Genomic DNA, 20374 nt, shown 5'->3' with positions numbered 1-20374 from the left:
TCCGGCGTCAGTCGATACGGCGCACGCCGTCGGCGCCACCCACCAGGATGATGTCCGCCGGGCGCATGGCGAAAATGCCGCAGGTGATGACACCCGGGATGTTGTTGATGAGCTGCTCCAGCTCGACAGGGTTGACGATGGAGAGATTCCAGACGTCGAGAATCTGGCCGCCGTTGTCGGTGACACAGTTTTCACGCCAGACCGGCTGACCGCCGAGCTTGACCATCTCCCGCGCCACATAGCTGCGGGCCATGGGAATGACCTCCACCGGCAACGGGAACTTGCCGAGCACGTCCACGCACTTGCTATCGTCGGCGATGCAGATGAACTTGCGGCTGGCCCCGGCGATGATCTTCTCGCGGGTCAGCGCCGCCCCGCCGCCCTTGATCAGCTGCTTGTGCGGGTTGATCTCGTCGGCGCCATCGACGTAGACGTCCAGGGTGCCGACATCGTTGAGTTCCAGAACCGGGATACCGAGCTTCCTGAGCTGCTCGGTGCTGGCATTGGAACTGGAAACGGTGCCCTCGATGTCCTGCCGGATGTCCGCCAGGCAGTCGATGAACAGTCGCGTGGTGGAGCCGGTGCCGATACCAAGGATCGAGTAGCCCTTCACATATTCGAGCGCGGCTTCGGCAACCTTCTGCTTGAGTTCGTCTTGCGTCATGGGTGATTTCCCTGCTGGGTCGGTCGTGGTAAAAACGCGGGATGATAACGTGACGCCGGCTGCCCCGCCACGCCATGTGGCCGACGGCCTTTCGCTGACCATCCTCGATCCCGGCCCATTCCCATGATCCTTACCCGCACTGTCGAGCGCATCCTCAGGGCGCGCGTCTACGACGTCGCCATCGAAAGCCCGCTGGATTATGCCGCCGGTCTCAGCCGCGGTCTGGACAACTCCCTGTACATCAAGCGCGAGGATCTGCAACCGGTCTTTTCCTTCAAGCTGCGCGGCGCCTACAACAAGATGGCCAGCCTCGATGCCTTGGCGCGGCGCGCGGGTGTCATCGCCGCATCGGCCGGAAACCATGCCCAGGGCGTGGCGCTGGCGGCGCGCAAGCTGGGCCTGCGCGCCCTCATCGTCATGCCCTGCACCACGCCGGCGATCAAGATCAACGCGGTCCGCAACCTCGGTGCCGAGACCGTGCTGCATGGCGATGCCTACGACGAAGCCTGCGAACACGCCCTGGCGCTGGCCGAGGCTCAGCAGCTGACCTTCATTCATCCCTACGACGACCCCGAGGTAATCGCCGGCCAGGGCACCATCGGCATGGAAATCCTGCGCCAGCATCACGACGACATCCATGCCATCTTCGTTCCCGTGGGCGGTGGCGGCCTGATCGCCGGCATTGCCGCCTATGTGAAGTTCGTGCGGCCGGAGATCCGCATCATCGGCGTCGAGCCCGACGATGCCGACTGCCTCAACCGGGCCATGAAGGCCAGCCGGCGAGTGACCCTGAAACAGGTGGGGCTGTTCGCCGACGGTGTCGCCGTCAGACAGGTCGGCAAGGAAACCTTCCACGTCGCCCACACCTATGTCGACGAGGTCGTCACGGTCAGCACCGACGAAATCTGCGCGGCGATCAAGGATATCTTCGACGACACCCGCTCGGTCGCCGAACCGGCGGGCGCCCTGGGTGTCGCCGGCGCCCGCCGCTACGTGGAGCGGACCGGCATTCGCGGGCAAACCCTGGTGGCGATCGAGAGTGGCGCCAACATCAATTTCGACCGGCTCCGCCACGTGGCGGAGCGCGCCCAGGTCGGTGAGCGGCGCGAACAGCTGATGGCGGTCACGATTCCGGAACGGCCCGGCAGTTTCCTGCGCTTCTGCCAGACGCTGGGCCGGCGGGCCATCACCGAATTCAACTACCGCTATTTCGACGATGGCGATGCGCAGATCTTCGTCGGCGTGCACAGCGGTGGCCGCGATGATGCCGCCCTGATCGGGACGCTGGCGGCCCAGGGCTATGCGGTGGTCGACATGTCGCACAACGAGCTGGCCCTGGAGCACATGCGCTACATGGTCGGTGGCCATGCGCCCAAGCTGCTGGACGAAGTGGTCTACAGCTTCGAGTTCCCGGAGCGACCGGGGGCCTTGCTGTCGTTCCTCTCGCGGCTGAGCGGTCGCTGGAACATCACGCTGTTCCACTACCGCAATCACGGCGCGGCCTACGGGCGGGTTCTGATGGGCATCCAGGTGCCCAGGGCCGAGCGCAGGGAATTCCGGGCCTCGTTGGACGAGATCGGCTTTGCCTACCGGGAGGAGACACTGAATCCTGCCTATCGGCTGTTCGCCGGCGGCAGCGAGATGCCGGTCCGACGGCCGCGCAAGGGGCCCTGAATCAGGCGGCCAGCTTGAGGGTGGCCACGCCGCAGATGATCAGCAGCACGCCAAGGTAGCGGCCCAGACTGGCCGGGTCGCCGAAGAACCAGACGCCCACCAGAAAGGTGCCGGCCGCACCGATGCCGGTCCAGACGGCGTAGGCCGTGCCGATGGTGATGTCCCGCTGCGCCAGCCACAGCAGGCCGCCGCTGCAGGCCATGCAGAGGATGGCGATGACGACACCCAGCCAGCGCTGGCCGGAAACCTGGGCCAGCTTCAGGCCGACCGGCCAGCCGATCTCGAACAGGCCCGCGCCCACCAGGTAAAGCCAGCTCATTCCAGTCCCAGGATGAAATGCCATTGCGCCTCGCTGACCGGCATCACCGACAGGCGGTTGCCCCGCCGCACCAGCGCCAGACCGTCCAGTTCGGGCCTTGTCTTCAGCTCGGCCAGGGTGATGGTTCGCTTCAGCTTGCGCACGAACTCTACATCCACCATGTACCAGGTCGGCTGTTCGGGACGACTCCTGGGATCGTAGTGCTTGTTCCCGGGATCGAAGGCGGTCGGGTCGGGGTAGGCCTCCCGTGCCACCCGGGCGATACCGACGATGCCCGGCTCGTCGCAGTTCGAGTGGTAAAAAAACAGGGCGTCGCCGACCCGCACCTCGTCCCGCATCAGATTGCGGGCCTGGTAGTTGCGAACGCCGTCCCAATGTTCGCTCCGGTCCGGGCGACGGGCCAGATCGTCGATGCCGAACTCGCCGGGTTCGGACTTGAACAGCCAGTATCGCAGCTTGACCTCCTTGCAGTTCCCTAGTGCCGACAGGCCAGTCTCTACTGGCATTTTCCCTGGAGTTCCACTCGCCAGTCATCGGAGCGGTTGCCCATGCCGTAGATGGGTTGCCTGCCGACCATGCCGGCGACATTGATCGCCGTCTTAACGGTAGGGTCGATGCCCTGATAACGCGATTGTCTCGACAGCACGGCAAAGGCTTTGCCGGTCGGTTTGCAATGCGCTATGCCCTTGTCCAGGGCCGCCTCCAGCGCTTCGTCCTCATCGTAGCCGTTGCCGACGATGGCAACCGTGCCGTCGGCGTTGGGCACTAGGGTGGCGCTCGCACAGGCTTGCAGGGCCGTGCAGATGGCCACCACCCACATCCTGACCCTGCTGTCGCGAAAGTTCATGCGCCGTTTCCCCGGGGTCGTTGTCGTGAGAATGCCGCGACCCATCCTCGACTCAAAAGGCTGATGGATATGACGAGGCAGCAAGCCGGCTGTCGAAAATCCCTCAGCGCGGGTTGCGATGACCGAAGTCCATGGGACTGGCAGGATACCCTGCACAGGGAGTTGCAAAGTGCCATCCGCTGGCGTTGCGCCGGTCTGATCGATTCTGGACACGATACTGCTTGGCCGGCAGATCGCGTCGATGAGGTATTCCCCGCCTGCGCCGTAACCCGCTTTCGCCCTTGAACCAGAGGTTCAGGTGGGATCGGCGAATGGCGAATCAGGCTTCCCGCACGAAGCGGACTTGCACACATCGCCGGTTCGGGCGTTCCCGGGGTTTTGGATTAGGCTCAAGAAGTAACCCAGCAGGCTTCGAACGCCGCAGGGAATACATCGGTGTCATTCTACCGGCTTGCGGGCCCCGCGCAAACGTCCCGCACCGACATGGGGCGCGCGCGCCTCAGACCAGTCGGCGCTGGCGTTCCTGCAGCAGTTCGTGGGTGATGTTGAGGGCGGCCATCACCGCGATGCGCTCGGTACCGATGATGCGGCCGTTGTCGCGTATCTCGCGCATCTTCTCGTCGAGATATCGGGCAGCGATCAGAAGCTCATGCTGTTCATCCGCCGGGCAGGAGACGGGGTACTCCTTGCCGAGAATGTGGACCTTGATGGGGGGGGATGGTTCGCTCATGGGCTTGCTGGAAGATGAAAACTTGGGTGGCGTGAAGGCCGAATGTTAGGATAAAGAATTGATGTGACGCCGACAAGGCAAGTACCCATGAATCAACACGATGTGAGCTTTGGGGACATTCAGGCGGCCATGCAGGCGGGCGTCCCCGCCGGCAGCCCCGCGGAGGTCCATGGGGTCCTGGCCGGCATGCTCTGCATGGACGTCGGCCTCGACTGCCGGCAATGGCTGGGCAATTTCTTCGGTCCGGAGCTGTCCGGCATCGGCGAACACGATCGATCCTGCCTGGAACGCCTGTTCAGCCAGACCCGCCGCCAGCTGGCCGACTTCGATTTCTCCTTCGAGCCGCTCCTGCCCGGCGACGACCAACCGCTGGAAGGCCGCGCCAGCGCGCTGAGCGAGTGGTGTCACGGCTTCCTGCAGGGGATCGGCTACCGCGGTGGCAACGCCGGCTGGCCGGGCGAGTGTGCGGAAATCCTGCGCGACTTCCTGGAAATCGTGCGACTGGATGCCGAGGTAGCCGGCGAGGGCGACGAAAACGCCTACGCCGAACTGACCGAGTATGTCCGTGTCGGCGTGCAGGTGATCCAGCAGGAGCTGGTGTCGAACACGTCCACCCTCCGCCACTGAACGGCTGGCGCCATGCTGACCCCCAACGATTTCAGGCACCGCCGCAAGCAGTTGATGCGGCACATGAAGAAAAACAGCGTGGCGGTGGTCGCCAGCGCGCCGGCGAGCATCCGCAATCGCGACGTCGAGTATCCCTACCGCCAGCACAGCGATTTCCACTATCTCACCGGCTTCCATGAACCTGAAGCCGTCGCGGTCCTGGCGCCGGGCTGCAAGGAGGGGGAATTCATACTCTTCTGTCGCCCGTTCGATCCGGAAAAGGCCATCTGGACCGGCCGTCACGCCGGTCTGGAGGGCGCACGCATGGGGCATGGCGCCGACCAGGCCTTCCCGATCGAGGCCTTGGACGAGCAATTGCCGCGCCTGCTGGAAAACCGCGAGCGCGTCTACTTTCCCATCGGCCAGGATGCTGAACTGGACCACGCGCTGCTGTCCGCCGTCAACACGGCACGTGGTCGCGCCCGCAGCGGGGTCGAGGCGCCGCATGAATTCATCGCGCTGGAGCACCTGCTGCACGAGCTGCGCCTGATCAAGTCGCCAGAGGAAATCCGCATCATGCGCCGGGCGGCCGAGGTCTCGGTGCTCGGCCATCGGCGGGCCATGCGCGCCTGTCGGCCGGGGCGCCACGAATACGAGATCGAGGCCGAACTGGCGCACGAGTTCGCCTTGCACGGCATGCGCTCGCTGGCCTATCCGAGCATCGTCGCTGGCGGTGCCAACGCCTGCGTGCTGCATTACACCCAGAATGATGCCGTGCTGGGAGACGGCGATCTGCTGCTCATCGATGCTGGCGCCGAGTGCGCGAACTATGCCGCGGATATCACCCGTACCTTCCCCGTCAATGGCCGATTCAGCAAGCCCCAGCGCCTGATCTACGAGCTGGTGCTCGAGGCGCAGCTGGCCGCCATCGACGCCGTGCGCCCCGGCCGACGCTGGAACGAACCGCATGAAGCCGCCGTCAAGGTGCTGACACGCGGACTGGTGCGCCTGGGTCTGCTGGAGGGCAAAACCTCGCGGCTGATCAAAGACGAAGCCTACAAGAAGTTCTACATGCACCGCACCGGCCACTGGCTGGGCATGGACGTACACGATGTCGGCGCCTATCGGGTCGGCGGCAAGTGGCGGGCCTTCGAGCCCGGCATGGTGCTGACCGTCGAGCCGGGTCTCTACATCGCTGCCGATTGCCAGGAGGTGGACCCGTGCTGGCGTGGCATCGGCGTCCGCATCGAGGACGACGTGCTGGTCACCCGCGACGGCTGCGAGGTACTGACGGCCGCGCTGCCGAAAACGGTGGCGGACATCGAGGCCCTGATGGCGGAACCATGAGCATGGATTTCGACCTCCTGATCATCGGTGGCGGACTGGTGGGCGGCAGCCTGGCCCTGGCATTGCAGGCGACACCGCTGCGCATAGGTCTGGTGGAGGCGTTGAGCGATGCCGAGCGGCGGGCGTCGCCCGCCGGAGATCGCGCGCTGGCGCTGTCCCGCAGCACCGCGCAAAGCCTGGCCGGACTGGGTCTCTGGGATGCCGTGGCGGCGCGGGCGATGCCGATCCGGCACATCCACGTTTCCGACCGCGGCCATTTCGGCAAGACCCGTCTGCACGCCGCCGAGGCCGATGTCGACGCGCTGGGACATGTGCTGCTAGCCCGCCATCTGGAAGACGCCATCCAGTCGCGGCTCGACGAAACCGCCGTCAACCGGCTCTGTCCGGCACGGGTCATGGGGCTCAAGGCGGGACCGGACAGGGTTTTCGTGACGCTGAAAGAGGGCGAGGAGACACGCAATATTTCGGCCCGGCTCTGCGTGGCCGCGGATGGCGGCAATTCCACCGTCCGCACGCTGCTGGGTATCGAACAGCGGGTACAGGAATATGGGCAGACTGCCATCGTCGCCGAGGTCCAGACGGAAAGGCCGACGCGGCATACCGCCTACGAACGCTTTACCGTCACCGGGCCCCTCGCCTTTCTGCCGCTGGCGGCGCACAGGAGTTCTGTGGTCTGGACGCTGGCCGACGAGGAGGCCGCGGACATGCTGCAACGCGGCGATGCCGAGTTCATCGCCAGCCTGCAGGAGGCCTTCGGCCACTGGCTGGGGGGGCTATCGCTGGTCTCGCGGCCGCAGGGATTCCCGCTGCGGCTGATCCAGGCCGGCCGCATGGACGACGACCGCGTCATCCTTATCGGCAACGCCATGCACCAGCTGCATCCGGTCGCCGGGCAGGGCTTCAATCTCGGCCTGCGCGATGCCGCGATGCTGGCCGAACATCTCGAAATCCAGACCCGTCTGGGCGCGGACATCGGTGCTGCCGACTTTCTCGCCCGCTATGCGGCCACCCGGCGCAGGGATCTGGAACGCGTGGTCCGTTTCACCGACAGTCTGGTGCGACTGTTCTCGAACGACGGCACCCCGCTGGCCCTGTTGCGCAACCTGGGCCTCCTGACGCTCGATCACCTGCCGTTTGCCAAGCGGATGCTGTGCCGTCACGCCATGGGCTACGGCGTGCGCTGAGTACGGGCCAACGTCTGGCTGAACTCCGGCAGGCCGCTTTCTAGGACCCAGCGGTTGCCATCCTCATCGAAACGCCAGCGCTGCTGATCGATGAGGCTTTTCTCGACCACGGCGCCGGGCGGGATGTAGCGGATCTCGACCGTCTGCGTCATCACCTTGCCGCTGGGCAGAACCTCACGGTACTGGGGACTGTAGGCGGTGACCTTGGTTTCGGCCAGTGCCTTCCAGTCCGGCGCGGGCACCGGCGGCGGATCGAGATAGCCGGCCGCCTTCTTGAAAAGATTCCAGCGAATGGCGGAGCCGTAGCCGTTGACCTGCTCCTCCATCTTCATCAGTTCGAGGTCGTGGGCGCAGGCCGACAAGAGCGCCAGACAGGCGAAACCAACCAGGGCTTTCACGGTCACAACCGTACTCGCGAGAGTGACGGGACGAGGCGGGAACACTGGCATCCGCTGCGCCCAGGCCTTGCGTTCTCCCAAGATCCATCGACCATTTCGGCGCTTTTGACGCCGATCATGTCGAGAGCCTAACATTAACAACACTGGAAACGCCGACGAGAAACATTATGAAAATTATATTTTGGGTCATGGGTTTGCTGGCGGTGATCTACTTCATGTCCGCCTTCACGCAAACCACCCGGGGCATCGACGGTTCCAATCAGCGCACGGCCGCCAATTCGGTCAAGAAACTGAAGCGCTACATGACCACCCAGCAACAGCATATCTTCGAGACGTCCTACGGCGTTCTGGGCGCCATCAAGTCCAAGGAAGGTCCGGACGCCTTCCTGCCTTTCGTCGACGGGAAAAGCCCCGACGAAATCATCGAACTGGCCCGCCAGGAAGTCACCGCCCGCATTGCGTCCGGCGATCCCGACTTTGTCAAATACGGCAGCTGGGAAAACCTGGTCGGTCTCGGCACGCCCACCGCCAGCAAGAGCAACGGTAAACCCGTGACCGCGCAACCCCTGCGCAACTCGGTGCGTGGCGGCCGCGACGAAACCCCGCTCGCGCAGCCCGAGCCTGCCCGCTAATCCGTGGCCTCCGCCGAGGTTCCCTCGCGCCCCGAGAGCCGCAGCGCTTCGCGATAGACCAGTTCGCGACGCGCGCCGCTGATTTCCACCGTCAGCGCGACGGCTGTCTTCAGTGGATGGTCCCGCAGCAGGATGCCCAGGATGCGGGCCTGCTGCGGGGTCAGCGCGGCCGTGGCAGCGGTGCTCGGGGCACCCTCGACCAGCACCACGAACTCCCCCAGCCGCATTTCGGCATCCGCCGCCAGCAGTGCCTCCGCGCCACCCACAGTGGTGTCGACCAGGGTCTCGTAGCGCTTGGTAAGCTCGCGCGCCAGCACCAGGCGCCGCCCGGCCGGAAACACACTGGCCAGATCGCGCAGGGTTTCCAGGACCCGGTGAGAGGACTCGTAAAAGATCAGCGTGCGCGCATCGTCCTTCAGGGCCGCGAAGAAGGACTTGCGGGCCGACGATTTGCGCGGTGGAAATCCCTCATAGGCGAAGCGGTGGCTGGGCAGACCCGAAGCGCTCAGCGCCGCGATCAGGGCGCAGGGACCGGGGACCGGCGAGACCCGGATGCCGGCCACCCGGGCCGCGCGCACCAGCGGATAGCCGGGATCGTTGATCAGGGGCGTGCCGGCATCGGAAACGAGGGCGATGGAGTCGCCCGCCAGCAGCCGCTCGGCCAGCCGCGCCGAGCGGCTGTCCTCGTTGTATTCGTGCAGCGCGATCAGGGGGCGGTCGATGCCGTAATGATCGAGCAGGGGCCGGCTGTGGCGGGTATCCTCGCAGGCAATGGCATCGACGGATTTCAGCACTTCCAGCGCCCGGAAGCTGACATCGGACAGATTGCCGATGGGCGTGGCGACTAGGTATAGTACTCCGGCGGCCACTTGTGGTTCGCGCCTCATCATCATGCCCTGCCGTTCTCCCTCGAATCACCCATCATGCGCTGCTCGCGCCCTCTCGCTCTGTTGGTGTTAGCGTTCGGCCTGGCGGCCTGCCAGGGTCGGCTGGCGCGCTGGCCAGGTTCCCCGGCGCCCGACGATCCGCAGGCCGAGGCGATGCTGCGGGGCGGAGACTATCACGGCGCCATGCGGCGCTACGAGCAGCTGGCCACGGCTTCGTCGACACCCGACGCCTACTGGCTGGCCGCCGCCGACGCGGCGCTGCGATCCGGGGACGGCGCGGCAGCCCAAAACCTCGCTGCCGCCATACGCCCGGGCGAACTGAGCGGTGTCGATCATGACCGCTACCTGCTGCTGTCCAGCCGGCTGGACCTCAACGCCGGCCAGGCGCGCGAGGCGCTGAACACCCTCAACGGCCTGCGGAGCCGGAAACTGGCCCTCCAGGACGAGAAAAACTATCACATCCTCCGCGCATCCGCGCTGAACCAGCTGGGCAACATGGTCGACAGCGCCGCCGAGCGGATCGCGCTGGACCGCCTGCTGTCCCAGCCGGAGGATCTGGCCCGCAACAACGACATCATTTTCGAGACCCTGGAACAGGTGCCGGATCCAGTACTGCTGAGCCGGCAGCCCACATCGGATACGCTGGGCGGCTGGATGAACCTGATCCACCTGTTCAGGCACACCTCCCGGGACGAACTGCCGTCTGCCATCGCCAAATGGGAAGCCCGTTACCCGGAGCATCCGGCGCGCGGTGATTTCCTGCGCCGGGCGCTGGCGGACGAGAGCATCCGCAACCGGGTGGCACGCCCCGGCGAGCCGTCCATCGCCGCCAGCGGCGGGTTTCCATCGCCCCCCTTCGTCGGTGTCCTGCTGCCGTTGTCGGGCCCCTATGGCAAGGCGGCGTCTGCCATACGTGATGGCCTCGAGGCCGCCCATGCCGCCGACCGCGGCCCTGACAGGGCCAGCCTGTATGTCTCAGATTCGGTCGACGGCGATGTTGCCCGCACCGCCCGCCGGCTGGTGGACGCGGGTGCCAGGGCCATCATTGGCCCGTTGATCAAGGACGAGGTCGCAGCCCTGGCGCGCGCCGGCGATCTGCCAGTACCCGTGCTGGCGCTCAACCAGGTTGACGCCGCCCAGCATTCGCACCTGTTCCAGTTCGGGTTGACGCCGGAACAGGAGGTCGAACAGGTCGCCGCCAGTGCCTGGCGCGACAGCAAGCAGGCGGCCATCATCCTCCACGAGGACACGGAATTCGGCCAGCGGCTGTCGCGACACTTCGAGCACTACTGGAGCGGTCTGGGCGGTACCGTGCTGGATCGGCGCAAGTTCCCGAAGCAGGGCGAGCCCGCCCCGGGCCTGCTGTCGCAGCTGCCCGCGAGCCCGGTCAATGCCTTCGTCTTCCTGGTCGCGGAGGCCGACCAGGCACGGCGTCTGGTTCCCCGCCTGCGGACGACGCCGGGCTGGCCCATTTACGCCACCTCGCTGTCCTATGACGGCCAGACAGATGAGCAGAGCAATCAGCCCCTGGATGGTCTGATCTTCTGCGACATGCCCTGGTTGCTGCCGTCCGGGCCGGGTAGCAGCTTGTCGGCGCAGGTACTGAGCAACCAGTTTCCGGACGCCTCGCACGAATCCCTGAAGCTGATGGCCATGGGCGTGGACGCCTACCGGCTGCTGGCGGAACTCCCGCGGCTGGAGGGCAGCCCCGCCTACCGCTACCAGGGTGCTACCGGTGGGCTGGCCCTGGTGGCTGGCAACCGCATCCAGCGGCAGCTGGACTGCGCCCAGTTCATCGGCAGCACGCCGCAGGCGCGGGGGCCGGCACCGATCATCCCGGTCGATCGCCTCTGATGGACCCGGCCGGCGGGTCGCGCGCCGAGCGGGGCCGAAAAGCCGAAGACGAGGCCCTGCTGCGGCTGCTGGCGGCCGGCCTGCAGCTGGTGGAGCGCAATTACCGCAGCCGCTACGGCGAGATCGACCTGATCATGCGGGATGGCCGGACGCTGGTCTTCGTCGAGGTCCGCTACCGCAGCCGGAGCCGTTTCGGCGGCGCGGAAGAAAGCGTCGATCGGCGCAAGCAGACGCGGCTGGTGCTGACGGCGGCCAGCTACCTGCGGGAACATCACCTGAACTGCCCGACCCGATTCGACGTCGTCGCCCTGAAACCGGGTTCCGGTGGACCCGAGCTGAACTGGATCAAGGGTGCCTTCCAGGCCGATTAGAACAAAGAGAACCTCGAGGATGAACTTTCATGACCGTATCGCGCAGCAGTTTTCGCAACACCTGGAAACCACCCAGGACAGCCTGCTGCGCCTCAGCGACCGGCTCGAGGCGGCAGCCTTCCGGCTCGCCCAGTGCCTGCTGAATGACGGCAAGATCCTCTGCTGCGGCAACGGCGGTTCGGCCGCCGAAGCGCTGCACTTCTCGTCGGAACTGCTCAACCGCTACGAGCGCGACCGGCCGGGCCTGCCCGCCATCGCCCTGACCACCGACCTGTCGGCGATCACCTCCATCGCCAACGACTACCAGTTCGACGAGATCTTCGCCAAACCCATCCGCGCCCTGGGCCAGAGCGGCGATGTGCTGGTCATCTACACCACCAGCGGCAACTCGGCCAACCTGCTCAAGGCCGCCGGCGCCGCCCACGACCGCGACATGACCATCCTCGCCATCAGCGGCCGGGATGGCGGGCCCCTGGCGCCGCTGCTGCGCGAAAGCGATCTGGAGTTGCGCGTGCCCTCGGAATCCACCGCCCGCATCCAGGAAGTGCACCTGCTGATGACGCACTGCCTGTGCGACCTGATCGACGTGCAGCTGTTCGGCGAATGAATCCATGGCCCTGAATCCCGCCTTCACGGCCCGGCTCGGGGATATTTTCCCGTCCCGGAGCCTGCTCACCGATCCGGCCGATTGCTGGGTCTACGGCTACGACAACAGCAAGCGGCAGATTCTGCCGGACGCCGTGGTCTTTCCCGACTGCCACGAGAAGACCCTGGCCCTGGTCAGGCTCTGCAACGAGCATGGCGTGGCGCTCACCGCCCGCGGGCGCGGCACCGGCACCACCGGCGCCACCGTACCGCTCCGGCATGGCGTTGTGGCCTCCTTCGAGCGCATGGACCGGGTACTGGAATTCTCCGCCGACAACCGTTTCATCGTCGTCGAACCCGGCATCACCAATCAGGCGGTGCAGGACTACGTCAGGCCGCATGGCTTCTTCTGGCCGCCGGACCCGACCAGCGCCGCCTTCTGCAGCATCGGCGGCAACCTGGCCTACAACTCGGCCGGCCCCCGCGCCGTCAAGTACGGAACGCCGCGCGACAATACCCTGGGTCTGCGCGTCATCACGGGAGCCGGCGAGGAACTGCGGCTCGGTGTCTACACCACCAAGGGTGTGGTCGGCTACGATCTGACCCGCCTTTTGATCGGCTCCGAAGGCACCCTGGCCCTGATCACGGCGGCGACACTCAAGCTCACTCCGCTGCCGGAAGACAAGCGCACGCTGCGGGCGGTGTATCGCGATGTCGCGGCCGCCGCCCGGGCCATCGCCCGCATCATGGCGCAGCCGGCCGTGCCCTGCGCGCTGGAATTCATCGATGGCAATGCCATCGAGCTGGTGCGGCGTTACTCGACGGCCGGCCTGCCGGAGGACGCGGGCGCCCTGCTGATGATCGAGGTGGATGGCTTCGGCGCCGCCATGGCGCCGCAGATCGACAGCATCCGCTCGGCGGCGGAGAATTCCGGCCTGCTGGAGTTTCGCATCGCCGAGACCGCGGTGGAGGTGGAAGCCCTGTGGCAGACGCGCAAGGCCCTGTCACCGACACTGCGCAAAGCGGCGCCGAAGAAGATCAACGAGGACGTAGTGGTGCCGGTGACGGAGCTGCCCGAGCTGATCGTCGGACTGGACGAACTCTCGCGCCGCTACGGATTGCCGATCGTCAACTTCGGCCACGCCGGCAACGGCAACATCCATGTCAACCTGCTCTACGACCCGGCACGACCCGGCGAGTCCGATCGCGCCCATGCCTGCCTGGACGGGATATTCTCGCTGGTGCTGAGCCTCCGGGGAACCCTCTCCGGCGAGCACGGGGTCGGTATCGAGAAGCGCGACTATGTCGAGCGGGAGCTCGACCCGCCCAGCCTGCGACTGATGCGGGCGATCAAGCGCCAGTTCGACCCGAACGACATCCTCAACTGGGGCAAGGGATTTCCCCCGGATGAAACCCCCTCGTCACCGGGCTGAGGCTCATTGCGGCAGCCACGCTACCGCCCGCAGGGGCGCGCCGCTGCCGCCCTCGATCTTCATCGGCAGGGCCACCAGCCAGGCGCCGGTTGCCGGCAGCCGATCGAGTGCGGCGAGATTCTCGAAAATCGGGATGCCCCTCGCGGCCAGAATCCGGTGGCTCTCGAACAGGCTGGACTGGCCGTAGTCGATGCTTGCCGTATCCAAGCCCACTGCCCGAATGGCGCGCTGCTCGACCAGCCAGCGGGCGCCGGCCGGCGCGAGACCCGGGAAGTGCAGCCTGGCGATGGCGGCTTCGCCCCGCTCATCGGTGCCCAGATAGCGGCGGGCATCCGGCCAGTAACGGTCGTAGCCGGTGCGCAGCAGTATGATGGACCGCTCGGGAATGCGCCCATGCGCCTGTTCCCAGCGGGCGAAATCCGCGGGCCCGATCAGATAGTCGCGATTGGCGCGCGCCGCCGCCTCGACATCGATGACAAGCGTGGGACCGATGATACGGTCGAGCGGAACATGCTCGACGGTCTGGCCGCCGGCGGCGAAATGAATCGGCGCATCCATGTGGGTACCGCCATGTTCGGCGGCCGTGTAGCGATTGGCCGCGTAGTGGTAGCCCTTGGTCGTGGTGCCGTCAAACACGGTCTCGAGCCTGAAGCGGTCGGCATTCGGCCAATAGACCGTTTGCCCGGAGAAGGCATGCGTCAGGTCCACCCAGTGTCCCTCGGTCCAGCCGGGTGCGGGCTGCCGCGTGGCGCAACCGGCGGGGAAGGCGAGGACCAGCAGCAGTCCCAGGATGTTCCGGCAGTTCATGGGATCACCTCGGTGCATGGGTTGAAAACGGATTCGGCGTTGAGAAAACGGACGACGGCCGGGTCGCCCCGGCTGGCGATGGAGAGACAATACGCCGCCCGCACCCGATGGACCAGCTGCCAGCCGCCCGCCGGCCCCAGCAGGTCCGGCACCCGGGTGTAGCCGCGCCAGTCCGGCGCCACTTCCACCCGCTGCAGACCCAGCGCGATACCGCGGCCGGTAGCCTTGAGGAAGGCCTCCTTGGCCGACCAGAACCGGCAGAAGGCAAGGGCCTGGCAATCTGCCGGCAACGCCCGCCAGGCCGCCTGCTCGGTATCCGTCAGCACAGACCTGGCGAGCCGCCGGTAATCCCGGCCGGGACGGCAGCACTCCAGGTCCACGCCCAAGGGTCTTGCGGCAGCGAAGGTCAGCACCGCGAGACGGCCGGAGTGGGAAACGTTGAACACCAGCCCCTGGTCCTCCCCGATGCCCTCGAGTCGCGGCTTTCCATGCGGGTTGGCAGTAAAATGCAGCGCGGCGGGATCGCAGCCGAGGTAGCGGCCCAGGAGCAGGCGCAAGCCGGCGCGCGTGAGCCGGAAGCGGGCTTGCGCCTCTGCCTGCCGGTAACGTCCGGCACGCGCGCACTCCCGGTCGTCCAGGACGTTCAGAAGCGGCGAGGCCGCCTGTTGCGGGGCGCCGCCATCGACCGACAGCAGCCAGACATGCAGTTCCGTAAGCCCCGGCAAGGCAAGCCGCGATCCCGTCGCGAGCGACGGCAGCGTGGCATCGGGGATGGACCATCCGGCCGCCGGCCCCGAATCCTGGAAGGGGTCGTCCGCCATGCTCATGTTCCGCTCCGAAACCGCCCGATCACGATCCATTCCCCCTGCCGCCTCATGACAACCGCCCGCTCCCTGCTGATGGCCCTGCTGGCGCCGCTACTCTACCTGATGGCGGCGGCCTTCCTGGCGGCGCTGGTCGCCTACCCGGCATCCCGGCTGCTGGGTCTTGAGGATATCAGCGACCTGCGTTCCCTGGTCAGCCGGGGCGGGCAGGCCCTGTTGCTGCTGGGGCTATGGCCGATCGGGCGTCGCCTGGGCTGGGACCTCCGGACGTGGGGCCTCGGCGCCCGGCCAGTCCGCCAGTGGCTGATCGGCTTCGGGCTCGGCGGCCTGATGCTGGCCGGCCACGTTTTCCTGCTGGTCCAGCTAGACATCCGCGCCGTGGTCTGGGATCGCTGGACAGCGGCCTATCTGGCGCCAGTGCTGGCCAAGGCCTTCGGCATCGGCCTCGGCATCGGGCTGATCGAGGAAACCCTGTTCCGCGGCGCATTGGTCGCAGGCCTGCGGCAAGCGGCCGGACCGGTGGCGGCGATGATCATCAGCGCCTTCTACTTCGCCATCCTGCACTTTATCGGCAGCCGCTGGACCGCGGAGACCGGCATCGACTGGACGACCGGCTTCCGTATCGCACTGGATGGCTTTGCCCGCGTCAGTTCGGCGCCGGCCGATGCCTTTCTGGGACTGTTCGTCGCCGGGCTGCTGCTGGCCACCCTGCGCACGCTCTGGCCACGCAGCTTGGCCCTCTGCATGGGCATGCATGCCGGCTGGATCTTCATCATCAAGTCGGCCAAGCCGCTGACCTGGATCGATCCGGAATCGCCGCGGCTCTATCTGATCGGCCCGTACGACTATTTCGTCGGCTATCTGTCCGCTGCCTGGCTCGGCAGCCTGTTGCTGCTGATGCTGGCCGGTCGCTGGCTCTGGCAGAAGAACCGCACCCGGGACCGTCGGCCATGACGCGGGACGAAAAATTCAAGGCGCCCCTGGACAGGATCGAGGATTTCGATTTCGGCTCCGAGACCGCGCGGGTCTTCGACGACATGCTGGACCGCTCGATACCGTTCTATCCCGAAATCCAGCGCATGATCGGCGAAATCGCGGCGGATTTCGCCACCCCCGGCAGCCGCATCTACGATCTCGGCTGCTCGACCGGGACCACCCTGATCCAGCTGGACCCAGTCGTCGCGCCCGCCGTGGAGCTGATCGGCATCGACGCCTCGCCCGACATGCTGGCCGTCGCCCGCGACAAGCTGACCGTGGCCGGTCTGTCGCACCGCTGGCAACTCATCTGCGGCCAGCTGGAGCAGACGCTCGACCTGAGCCAGGCCTCGGTGGTCATCATGAATCTCACCCTGCAATTCGTCCGGCCGCTTTACCGTGACCGGCTGATCCAGACCATCGTCCAGGGCCTGGAGACCGATGGCTGCCTCCTGCTGGTGGAAAAGGTGCTGGGCCCCAACTCGACCATCAACCGCCTGTTCATCGAACACTACTACGCCTTCAAGCGCCGCAACGGCTATTCCGACATGGAGATCGCGCAGAAACGCGAGGCGCTGGAGAATGTGCTGATTCCCTATCAGCTGGACGAGAACCGCGAACTGCTGCTGCGCAACGGTTTCCGGGTCACCGACGTGTTTTTCCGCTGGTACAACTTCTGCGGCATGATCGCCATGAAGTGACGGCATGTTCCCTGGCGGCCGCTGCCTCGGCAAGACGCGGGATTTGCGATAATCAGTCACCATATCCCGGAAAATACCTGCTATGTCCACACCCACAGCCAGCAAGAAAAAGCCCCGCAAGTTGCAGCCCATGCAGAAGGGCACGCTGGTGATGTGGAACGACGCCAAGGGCTTCGGCTTCATCCGTCCCGAGGGGACCGAGGACGATTATTTCGTCCACATCAGCAACTTCAAGAAGGGCCTCCCCAGGCGGCCGGATATCGGCGACGAGCTGCTCTTTCGCCCCGTCGAGAGCGAGACCAAAAAACGGGCGTCCTTTGCCCTGATCCCGGCGCTGGAACGCGTTGCCCCGGAGCCCACCCACTTCTCGCTGAACCCGCGGCACCGCTCCTGGGCGGTCAATCTGCTGATCATCATCCCGCTGATGCTGTCGGGCTACCTTCTGCTGATGGCGAAAAACCCGATTCCGTTCTTCTCCTATGCAGGTTTCAGCCTGCTGACCATGTTCCTGTACGGAACCGACAAGGCCAATGCCGCCATGCGCAGGTGGCGGGTTCCCGAGGAGTATTTCCACATCCTGGAAATCCTGGGTGGCTGGCCGGGTTCCCTGATCGCGCAGAACGCCTTCCGCCACAAGACCCGTCCCTCGGCCTATCTGTGGATATTGCGCGGCATCATCGCCATCCACCTGATGGGCTGGGTCATCTACTTCTACTGGTCAGCCCACCAGATCGGCGTGGCATCCTGATCCAGGGCCCCGGCCGCCCTGTTATCGGCCACGGCTCCGCCCAGGCGCAGGAAATCGCGGCGGGCGGCCGCAGAACCATCACCAATCGCCTTCGCCACGATCCGGCGGCCCGGCAGCAGGATGGCCACCGCCAGAACCCCCAACGTCAGCCCGTACGCCACGCAATAGGTCGCGGCATACAGCACGCCACCGACCCCGTTCAGACGGCGGCTGCCATTGCCGGCCGCCAGCCATCCTTCGACGGCAAGGGTCTGGCGCCTGGCTACCCTGCGATGCATCACCCCGCGGGCGCGGCTCACCGGGTAACGCATGCCATCAAGCCCTCGATTTCCCGTAACAGCGTGCGCATTTCGCCTGCGGCCGGGCTGCGCGGGGCATATTCCAGTACCGACAGACCGGCTGCGGCACTCTCGGCAAAGACCACCCGCTGCGCGATGGCTGTCTGCAACAAAGGGAACGGATAGTCCTTCAACGCCTCGGCGACGTCCCGGCTGATGGCGGTTTTCGCCACCACGCGATTGATGACAAAGACGCCGCGAAGACCGGTGTTGTACACCTGTGCTTCCACCACCAGCTTGACGATGTCGCTCGCCGCCCAGATGTCGTAGGGGGACGGCTGCACCGGGATGACGACCAGATGACTGGCCATGATCGCCGAACGGGCCAGCTCGTTGACCCGCGGCGGGCCATCGATGATGACATGATCCTGCTGTGCGGCGAGGCCCGGCACATCCTTGTGCAGGGTGGCTCTGGCCATGCCGACCACCGGGAACAGGCTTTCGCCGTCACGGCTGGCCTGCCAGTCCAGTGCGCTGGCCTGTGGGTCGGCGTCGATCAGCAGGGTACGGCGTCCCGCCAAGGCCAGTGTCGCCGCCAGATTCACCGAGAGGGTGGTCTTGCCGACGCCGCCTTTCTGGTTCAGCACACTGACGATCATGAAGATGCCTTCTCCGCTGCCATCGTGGACCATGGGTTGCTCCGGTTCGTTTGCCCAAACCGGTGAAGCCAATAGTATCGAAAAGAAAGAAAAAAGATTGTGTTGGTTATTACGTCCTGCCAATGCTGGGGATACGATGATTTGTATCTTTCTTTCAAGGGCTTGGCGGATTCCATGGCTGTGGATAACGCCATCGGGTCGCTATCCTGCGTCTGTGGACAAACCGGATGCGCAGGCAAGGTGTCGGATTTGGCGCCCATTGTGCACAGGCTTGTCCGAGCCTTGTCCACGCATTTTCCCGCCGCTGCGGCTCTTTGGCGGCGCTCACTCCAGCTGGATGGGAATGAACAGCGTGCTGCCCTCGCGCTGGATCAGCAGGGCCAGACGCTTGCCGGCCTGCTGTGCCAGGGCCAGCAGCTCCTCTGCCGAGTTGACGGGCTGTCCGTTCACCGCCAGCACGATGTCCCCGCGGCGAATGCCGGCCCTGGCGGCGGGTCCGCCGGCCTTTTCCACCCGAAGACCGCCCTGGACGCCTGCCGAGCGTTGCTCGTCCGGGGTCAGGGCCCGGACGGCCAGGCCCAGACGCCCCTGTGGCGCGCCATCGTCGGATTTGGCGTTTTGCACCGGCGGCTTGTCCTCCAGTTCCGCCACCTCCACCCGGATCTCGATGGCCTTGCCTTCGCGCCAGATTTTCAGGGTGGCGGTGCTGCCCGGCTTGATATCGGCCACCCGGGGCGGCAGCTCCCGGGAGTCGTGCACCGGTTGCCCGTTCAGCTCGAGGATGACATCGCCTGGCTGGATGCCGGCCCTGGCGCCCGGACCGTCAGCGGGCACCATACCCACCAAGGCGCCATCCGGGCTCGGCAGGCCGAATGACTCGGCCAGTGCCGGCGTCAGGTCCTGCACGGCGATACCCAGCTTGCCGCGGCTGACCCTGCCCTTGGCCATCAGCTGCTGCTGAACGTTGAGGGCAACATCGATGGGGATGGCGAACGACAGTCCCTGGTAGCCGCCGGTACGGCTGTAGATCTGGGAATTGATGCCGATCACCTCGCCATGCGTGTTCAGCAGCGGGCCGCCGGAGTTGCCGGGATTCAGGGCGACATCGGTCTGGATGAAGGGCACGTAGCCCTCCTCCGGCAGGGAACGCGATTTCGCCGAAACGATGCCCGCCGTGACCGTGTTCTCGAAACCGAACGGCGAACCAATCGCCAGGACCCATTCGCCGACGCGTGTCTCGGCCGGGTTGCCGATGCGCACGGTCGGCAGGTTTTGCGCCTCGATTTTCAGTACCGCCGTATCGCTCAGCTTGTCGACGCCGATCACCCTGGCCGTGAATTCGCGTCGGTCCGCCAGCTTCACGGTTACCTCCGCCGCGTTGTCGACCACGTGCGCGTTGGTCAGGACAACCCCGTCCGGGCGAATGATGAAGCCCGAGCCCATGCCCTGGGCGGGTCCTTCGTTCTCCGGCGGTTCCTGGGGGCCGAAGAAAGGCGCGAAGGGATCACCGGCACCCGGGCCCGGCGGCGCCTCGGGCATGGTCTCGGCCGTGGAGCCGCGGGTGCTGATGTTGACCACGGCGGGTCCGCTTGCCTCGGCGATGCCGGCAAAGTCGGCCAGGACGCCGTATGGCGTCGCCGGTGCCGCCACGGAGGCTGGCGATGCCGCTGGCGTCTCGGCTGCCGGGCGTTGCGCGGACGGATGCCCCTGCTGCTGGCGGAGCAGGAACATGCCGCCGGACAGCAGTGCCGCCATGACCGCGACGCCAGCGATGATCTGGCGCAAGTAACTGGATTGCATGTCGGTTTTCCTCATGTGGGAGCGATGGGTAAGGGCCGCAACGCGACCGGA

The 20374-nt window shown here is 66.0% G+C and carries 24 protein-coding genes and 1 other RNA gene; 12 read left to right on the top strand and 13 right to left on the bottom strand.

All coding sequences use genetic code 11. From position 1 onward, the window contains the following. Positions 1-7: 7 nt before the first annotated feature. Complete coding sequence (gene rpiA / locus ACH5N8_RS00125; protein WP_460026157.1) at positions 8-664, bottom strand: ribose-5-phosphate isomerase RpiA; 657 nt, start codon at positions 662-664, stop codon at positions 8-10. 123 nt (positions 665-787) lie between these two features. Here rpiA and ilvA point away from each other — a divergent pair, with 123 nt between their 5' ends. Further along, positions 788-2338, top strand: coding sequence for a threonine ammonia-lyase, biosynthetic (gene ilvA, locus ACH5N8_RS00120; RefSeq protein WP_483282022.1), 1551 nt, complete (start codon positions 788-790; stop codon positions 2336-2338). 1 nt (position 2339) lies between these two features. Here ilvA and ACH5N8_RS00115 read toward each other — a convergent pair whose 3' ends face one another. The 5 genes from ACH5N8_RS00115 to ACH5N8_RS00095 form a co-directional block, all read right to left on the bottom strand. Continuing rightward, positions 2340-2657 (bottom strand): DMT family transporter, encoded by a 318-nt coding sequence (locus tag ACH5N8_RS00115; protein ID WP_483282021.1) that lies wholly within the window; start codon positions 2655-2657, stop codon positions 2340-2342. After that, entirely contained in the window at positions 2654-3112 is a 459-nt protein-coding gene (locus ACH5N8_RS00110) for an EVE domain-containing protein (protein ID WP_483283156.1), read from the bottom strand. Before ACH5N8_RS00110 ends, ACH5N8_RS00115 begins: the two co-directional genes overlap by 4 nt. Before the next feature lie 41 nt (positions 3113-3153). Further along, positions 3154-3504 carry a hypothetical protein gene (locus tag ACH5N8_RS00105; protein WP_483282020.1) on the bottom strand — a complete coding sequence of 117 codons (351 nt, stop codon included), beginning with the start codon at positions 3502-3504 and terminating at the stop codon, positions 3154-3156. Positions 3505-3750: 246 nt separating this feature from the next. Continuing rightward, positions 3751-3934, bottom strand: a non-coding RNA gene (gene ssrS / locus ACH5N8_RS00100) — 6S RNA. Positions 3935-4003: 69 nt separating this feature from the next. Continuing rightward, positions 4004-4234, bottom strand: a complete 231-nt coding sequence (locus tag ACH5N8_RS00095; RefSeq protein ID WP_460026153.1) for a cell division protein ZapA — start codon at positions 4232-4234, stop codon at positions 4004-4006. 87 nt (positions 4235-4321) lie between these two features. Between ACH5N8_RS00095 and ACH5N8_RS00090 the strand changes: the two genes are divergently transcribed. The 3 genes from ACH5N8_RS00090 to ubiH are packed head-to-tail and all read left to right on the top strand — an operon-like array spanning position 4322 to position 7371. After that, a complete protein-coding gene (locus ACH5N8_RS00090; RefSeq protein WP_483282019.1) occupies positions 4322-4861 on the top strand; it encodes a UPF0149 family protein in 540 nt (179 codons plus the stop codon). Between the two features lie 12 nt (positions 4862-4873). Next, entirely contained in the window at positions 4874-6187 is a 1314-nt protein-coding gene (pepP, locus tag ACH5N8_RS00085; RefSeq protein ID WP_483282018.1) for a Xaa-Pro aminopeptidase, read from the top strand. A gap of 2 nt (positions 6188-6189) precedes the next feature. After that, positions 6190-7371, top strand: coding sequence for a 2-octaprenyl-6-methoxyphenyl hydroxylase (gene ubiH / locus ACH5N8_RS00080; RefSeq protein WP_483282017.1), 1182 nt, complete (start codon positions 6190-6192; stop codon positions 7369-7371). On the opposite strand, the gene ACH5N8_RS00075 is transcribed toward ubiH, so the two are convergent. Then, positions 7356-7769 carry a hypothetical protein gene (locus tag ACH5N8_RS00075; RefSeq protein ID WP_483282016.1) on the bottom strand — a complete coding sequence of 138 codons (414 nt, stop codon included), beginning with the start codon at positions 7767-7769 and terminating at the stop codon, positions 7356-7358. The two genes, ubiH and ACH5N8_RS00075, sit on opposite strands and share 16 nt — an antisense overlap. A gap of 167 nt (positions 7770-7936) precedes the next feature. On the opposite strand from ACH5N8_RS00075, the gene ACH5N8_RS00070 reads away from it, so the two are divergent. Continuing rightward, a complete protein-coding gene (locus ACH5N8_RS00070; RefSeq protein ID WP_460026148.1) occupies positions 7937-8401 on the top strand; it encodes a hypothetical protein in 465 nt (154 codons plus the stop codon). Here ACH5N8_RS00070 and rsmI read toward each other — a convergent pair. Continuing rightward, positions 8398-9294, bottom strand: a complete 897-nt coding sequence (rsmI, locus tag ACH5N8_RS00065; protein WP_483282015.1) for a 16S rRNA (cytidine(1402)-2'-O)-methyltransferase — start codon at positions 9292-9294, stop codon at positions 8398-8400. The genes ACH5N8_RS00070 and rsmI overlap by 4 nt on opposite strands. 60 nt (positions 9295-9354) lie before the next feature. On the opposite strand from rsmI, the gene ACH5N8_RS00060 reads away from it, so the two are divergent. The 4 genes from ACH5N8_RS00060 to ACH5N8_RS00045 are packed head-to-tail and all read left to right on the top strand — an operon-like array spanning position 9355 to position 13531. Continuing rightward, positions 9355-11142: a penicillin-binding protein activator gene (locus tag ACH5N8_RS00060; protein WP_483282014.1), complete on the top strand. Its 1788-nt coding sequence runs from the start codon at positions 9355-9357 to the stop codon at positions 11140-11142. Next, complete coding sequence (locus tag ACH5N8_RS00055) at positions 11142-11513, top strand: YraN family protein (RefSeq protein ID WP_483282013.1); 372 nt, start codon at positions 11142-11144, stop codon at positions 11511-11513. Before ACH5N8_RS00060 ends, ACH5N8_RS00055 begins: the two co-directional genes overlap by 1 nt. Before the next feature lie 19 nt (positions 11514-11532). Then, the gene (locus ACH5N8_RS00050) at positions 11533-12120 is read left to right on the top strand and encodes a phosphoheptose isomerase (protein WP_483282012.1); all 588 of its coding nucleotides are present in this window, start codon (positions 11533-11535) and stop codon (positions 12118-12120) included. 4 nt (positions 12121-12124) lie between these two features. Beyond that, positions 12125-13531, top strand: coding sequence for an FAD-binding oxidoreductase (locus ACH5N8_RS00045; protein WP_483282011.1), 1407 nt, complete (start codon positions 12125-12127; stop codon positions 13529-13531). A 3-nt stretch (positions 13532-13534) separates the two neighbouring features. Here ACH5N8_RS00045 and ACH5N8_RS00040 read toward each other — a convergent pair whose 3' ends face one another. Next, entirely contained in the window at positions 13535-14338 is an 804-nt protein-coding gene (locus ACH5N8_RS00040; protein ID WP_483282010.1) for a cyclase family protein, read from the bottom strand. Further along, positions 14335-15165, bottom strand: coding sequence for a 4'-phosphopantetheinyl transferase family protein (locus tag ACH5N8_RS00035; RefSeq protein WP_483282009.1), 831 nt, complete (start codon positions 15163-15165; stop codon positions 14335-14337). The genes ACH5N8_RS00040 and ACH5N8_RS00035 overlap by 4 nt, the downstream gene beginning before the upstream one ends. 48 nt (positions 15166-15213) lie before the next feature. Between ACH5N8_RS00035 and ACH5N8_RS00030 the strand changes: the two genes are divergently transcribed. The 3 genes from ACH5N8_RS00030 (at position 15214) to ACH5N8_RS00020 (ending at position 17586) form a co-directional block, all read left to right on the top strand. Further along, positions 15214-16116: a CPBP family intramembrane glutamic endopeptidase gene (locus ACH5N8_RS00030; RefSeq protein ID WP_483282008.1), complete on the top strand. Its 903-nt coding sequence runs from the start codon at positions 15214-15216 to the stop codon at positions 16114-16116. After that, positions 16113-16838: a carboxy-S-adenosyl-L-methionine synthase CmoA gene (cmoA, locus tag ACH5N8_RS00025; RefSeq protein ID WP_460026139.1), complete on the top strand. Its 726-nt coding sequence runs from the start codon at positions 16113-16115 to the stop codon at positions 16836-16838. The genes ACH5N8_RS00030 and cmoA overlap by 4 nt, the downstream gene beginning before the upstream one ends. A gap of 82 nt (positions 16839-16920) precedes the next feature. Continuing rightward, positions 16921-17586 carry a DUF1294 domain-containing protein gene (locus ACH5N8_RS00020; protein ID WP_460026138.1) on the top strand — a complete coding sequence of 222 codons (666 nt, stop codon included), beginning with the start codon at positions 16921-16923 and terminating at the stop codon, positions 17584-17586. On the opposite strand, the gene ACH5N8_RS00015 is transcribed toward ACH5N8_RS00020, so the two are convergent. The 3 genes from ACH5N8_RS00015 to ACH5N8_RS00005 all read right to left on the bottom strand — a co-directional run bounded on the left by ACH5N8_RS00015 (position 17550) and on the right by ACH5N8_RS00005 (position 20323). After that, positions 17550-17897: a hypothetical protein gene (locus ACH5N8_RS00015; protein WP_483282007.1), complete on the bottom strand. Its 348-nt coding sequence runs from the start codon at positions 17895-17897 to the stop codon at positions 17550-17552. The two genes, ACH5N8_RS00020 and ACH5N8_RS00015, sit on opposite strands and share 37 nt — an antisense overlap. After that, positions 17882-18556: a ParA family partition ATPase gene (gene parA, locus ACH5N8_RS00010; RefSeq protein ID WP_483282006.1), complete on the bottom strand. Its 675-nt coding sequence runs from the start codon at positions 18554-18556 to the stop codon at positions 17882-17884. The genes ACH5N8_RS00015 and parA overlap by 16 nt, the downstream gene beginning before the upstream one ends. A 291-nt stretch (positions 18557-18847) precedes the next feature. Then, positions 18848-20323 carry a DegQ family serine endoprotease gene (locus ACH5N8_RS00005; protein ID WP_483282005.1) on the bottom strand — a complete coding sequence of 492 codons (1476 nt, stop codon included), beginning with the start codon at positions 20321-20323 and terminating at the stop codon, positions 18848-18850. Positions 20324-20374: the final 51 nt, after the last annotated feature.

Source organism: Methyloparacoccus sp. NF-16 (genome assembly GCF_056880625.1).
This window is presented reverse-complemented; position numbering and strand designations above follow the sequence as displayed.

Bases quoted from the DNA above. Each gene is read 5' to 3' on its own strand.
- ACH5N8_RS00030 (WP_483282008.1), top strand. From the start codon at position 15,214: ATGACAACCGCCCGCTCCCTGCTGATGGCCCTGCTGGCGCCGCTACTC.
- parA (WP_483282006.1), bottom strand. From the start codon at position 18,556: ATGGTCCACGATGGCAGCGGAGAAGGCATCTTCATGATCGTCAGTGTG.
- rsmI (WP_483282015.1), bottom strand. From the start codon at position 9,294: ATGATGATGAGGCGCGAACCACAAGTGGCCGCCGGAGTACTATACCTA.
- ACH5N8_RS00050 (WP_483282012.1), top strand. From the start codon at position 11,533: ATGAACTTTCATGACCGTATCGCGCAGCAGTTTTCGCAACACCTGGAA.
- ACH5N8_RS00055 (WP_483282013.1), top strand. From the start codon at position 11,142: ATGGACCCGGCCGGCGGGTCGCGCGCCGAGCGGGGCCGAAAAGCCGAA.
- ACH5N8_RS00090 (WP_483282019.1), top strand. From the start codon at position 4,322: ATGAATCAACACGATGTGAGCTTTGGGGACATTCAGGCGGCCATGCAG.
- ACH5N8_RS00020 (WP_460026138.1), top strand. From the start codon at position 16,921: ATGTCCACACCCACAGCCAGCAAGAAAAAGCCCCGCAAGTTGCAGCCC.
- ACH5N8_RS00105 (WP_483282020.1), bottom strand. From the start codon at position 3,504: ATGAACTTTCGCGACAGCAGGGTCAGGATGTGGGTGGTGGCCATCTGC.
- ACH5N8_RS00035 (WP_483282009.1), bottom strand. From the start codon at position 15,165: ATGAGCATGGCGGACGACCCCTTCCAGGATTCGGGGCCGGCGGCCGGA.
- ilvA (WP_483282022.1), top strand. From the start codon at position 788: ATGATCCTTACCCGCACTGTCGAGCGCATCCTCAGGGCGCGCGTCTAC.
- ACH5N8_RS00115 (WP_483282021.1), bottom strand. From the start codon at position 2,657: ATGAGCTGGCTTTACCTGGTGGGCGCGGGCCTGTTCGAGATCGGCTGG.
- ACH5N8_RS00005 (WP_483282005.1), bottom strand. From the start codon at position 20,323: ATGCAATCCAGTTACTTGCGCCAGATCATCGCTGGCGTCGCGGTCATG.
- rpiA (WP_460026157.1), bottom strand. From the start codon at position 664: ATGACGCAAGACGAACTCAAGCAGAAGGTTGCCGAAGCCGCGCTCGAA.
- ubiH (WP_483282017.1), top strand. From the start codon at position 6,190: ATGGATTTCGACCTCCTGATCATCGGTGGCGGACTGGTGGGCGGCAGC.
- cmoA (WP_460026139.1), top strand. From the start codon at position 16,113: ATGACGCGGGACGAAAAATTCAAGGCGCCCCTGGACAGGATCGAGGAT.
- ACH5N8_RS00040 (WP_483282010.1), bottom strand. From the start codon at position 14,338: ATGAACTGCCGGAACATCCTGGGACTGCTGCTGGTCCTCGCCTTCCCC.
- ACH5N8_RS00095 (WP_460026153.1), bottom strand. From the start codon at position 4,234: ATGAGCGAACCATCCCCCCCCATCAAGGTCCACATTCTCGGCAAGGAG.
- ACH5N8_RS00070 (WP_460026148.1), top strand. From the start codon at position 7,937: ATGAAAATTATATTTTGGGTCATGGGTTTGCTGGCGGTGATCTACTTC.
- ACH5N8_RS00015 (WP_483282007.1), bottom strand. From the start codon at position 17,897: ATGCGTTACCCGGTGAGCCGCGCCCGCGGGGTGATGCATCGCAGGGTA.
- ACH5N8_RS00045 (WP_483282011.1), top strand. From the start codon at position 12,125: ATGGCCCTGAATCCCGCCTTCACGGCCCGGCTCGGGGATATTTTCCCG.
- pepP (WP_483282018.1), top strand. From the start codon at position 4,874: ATGCTGACCCCCAACGATTTCAGGCACCGCCGCAAGCAGTTGATGCGG.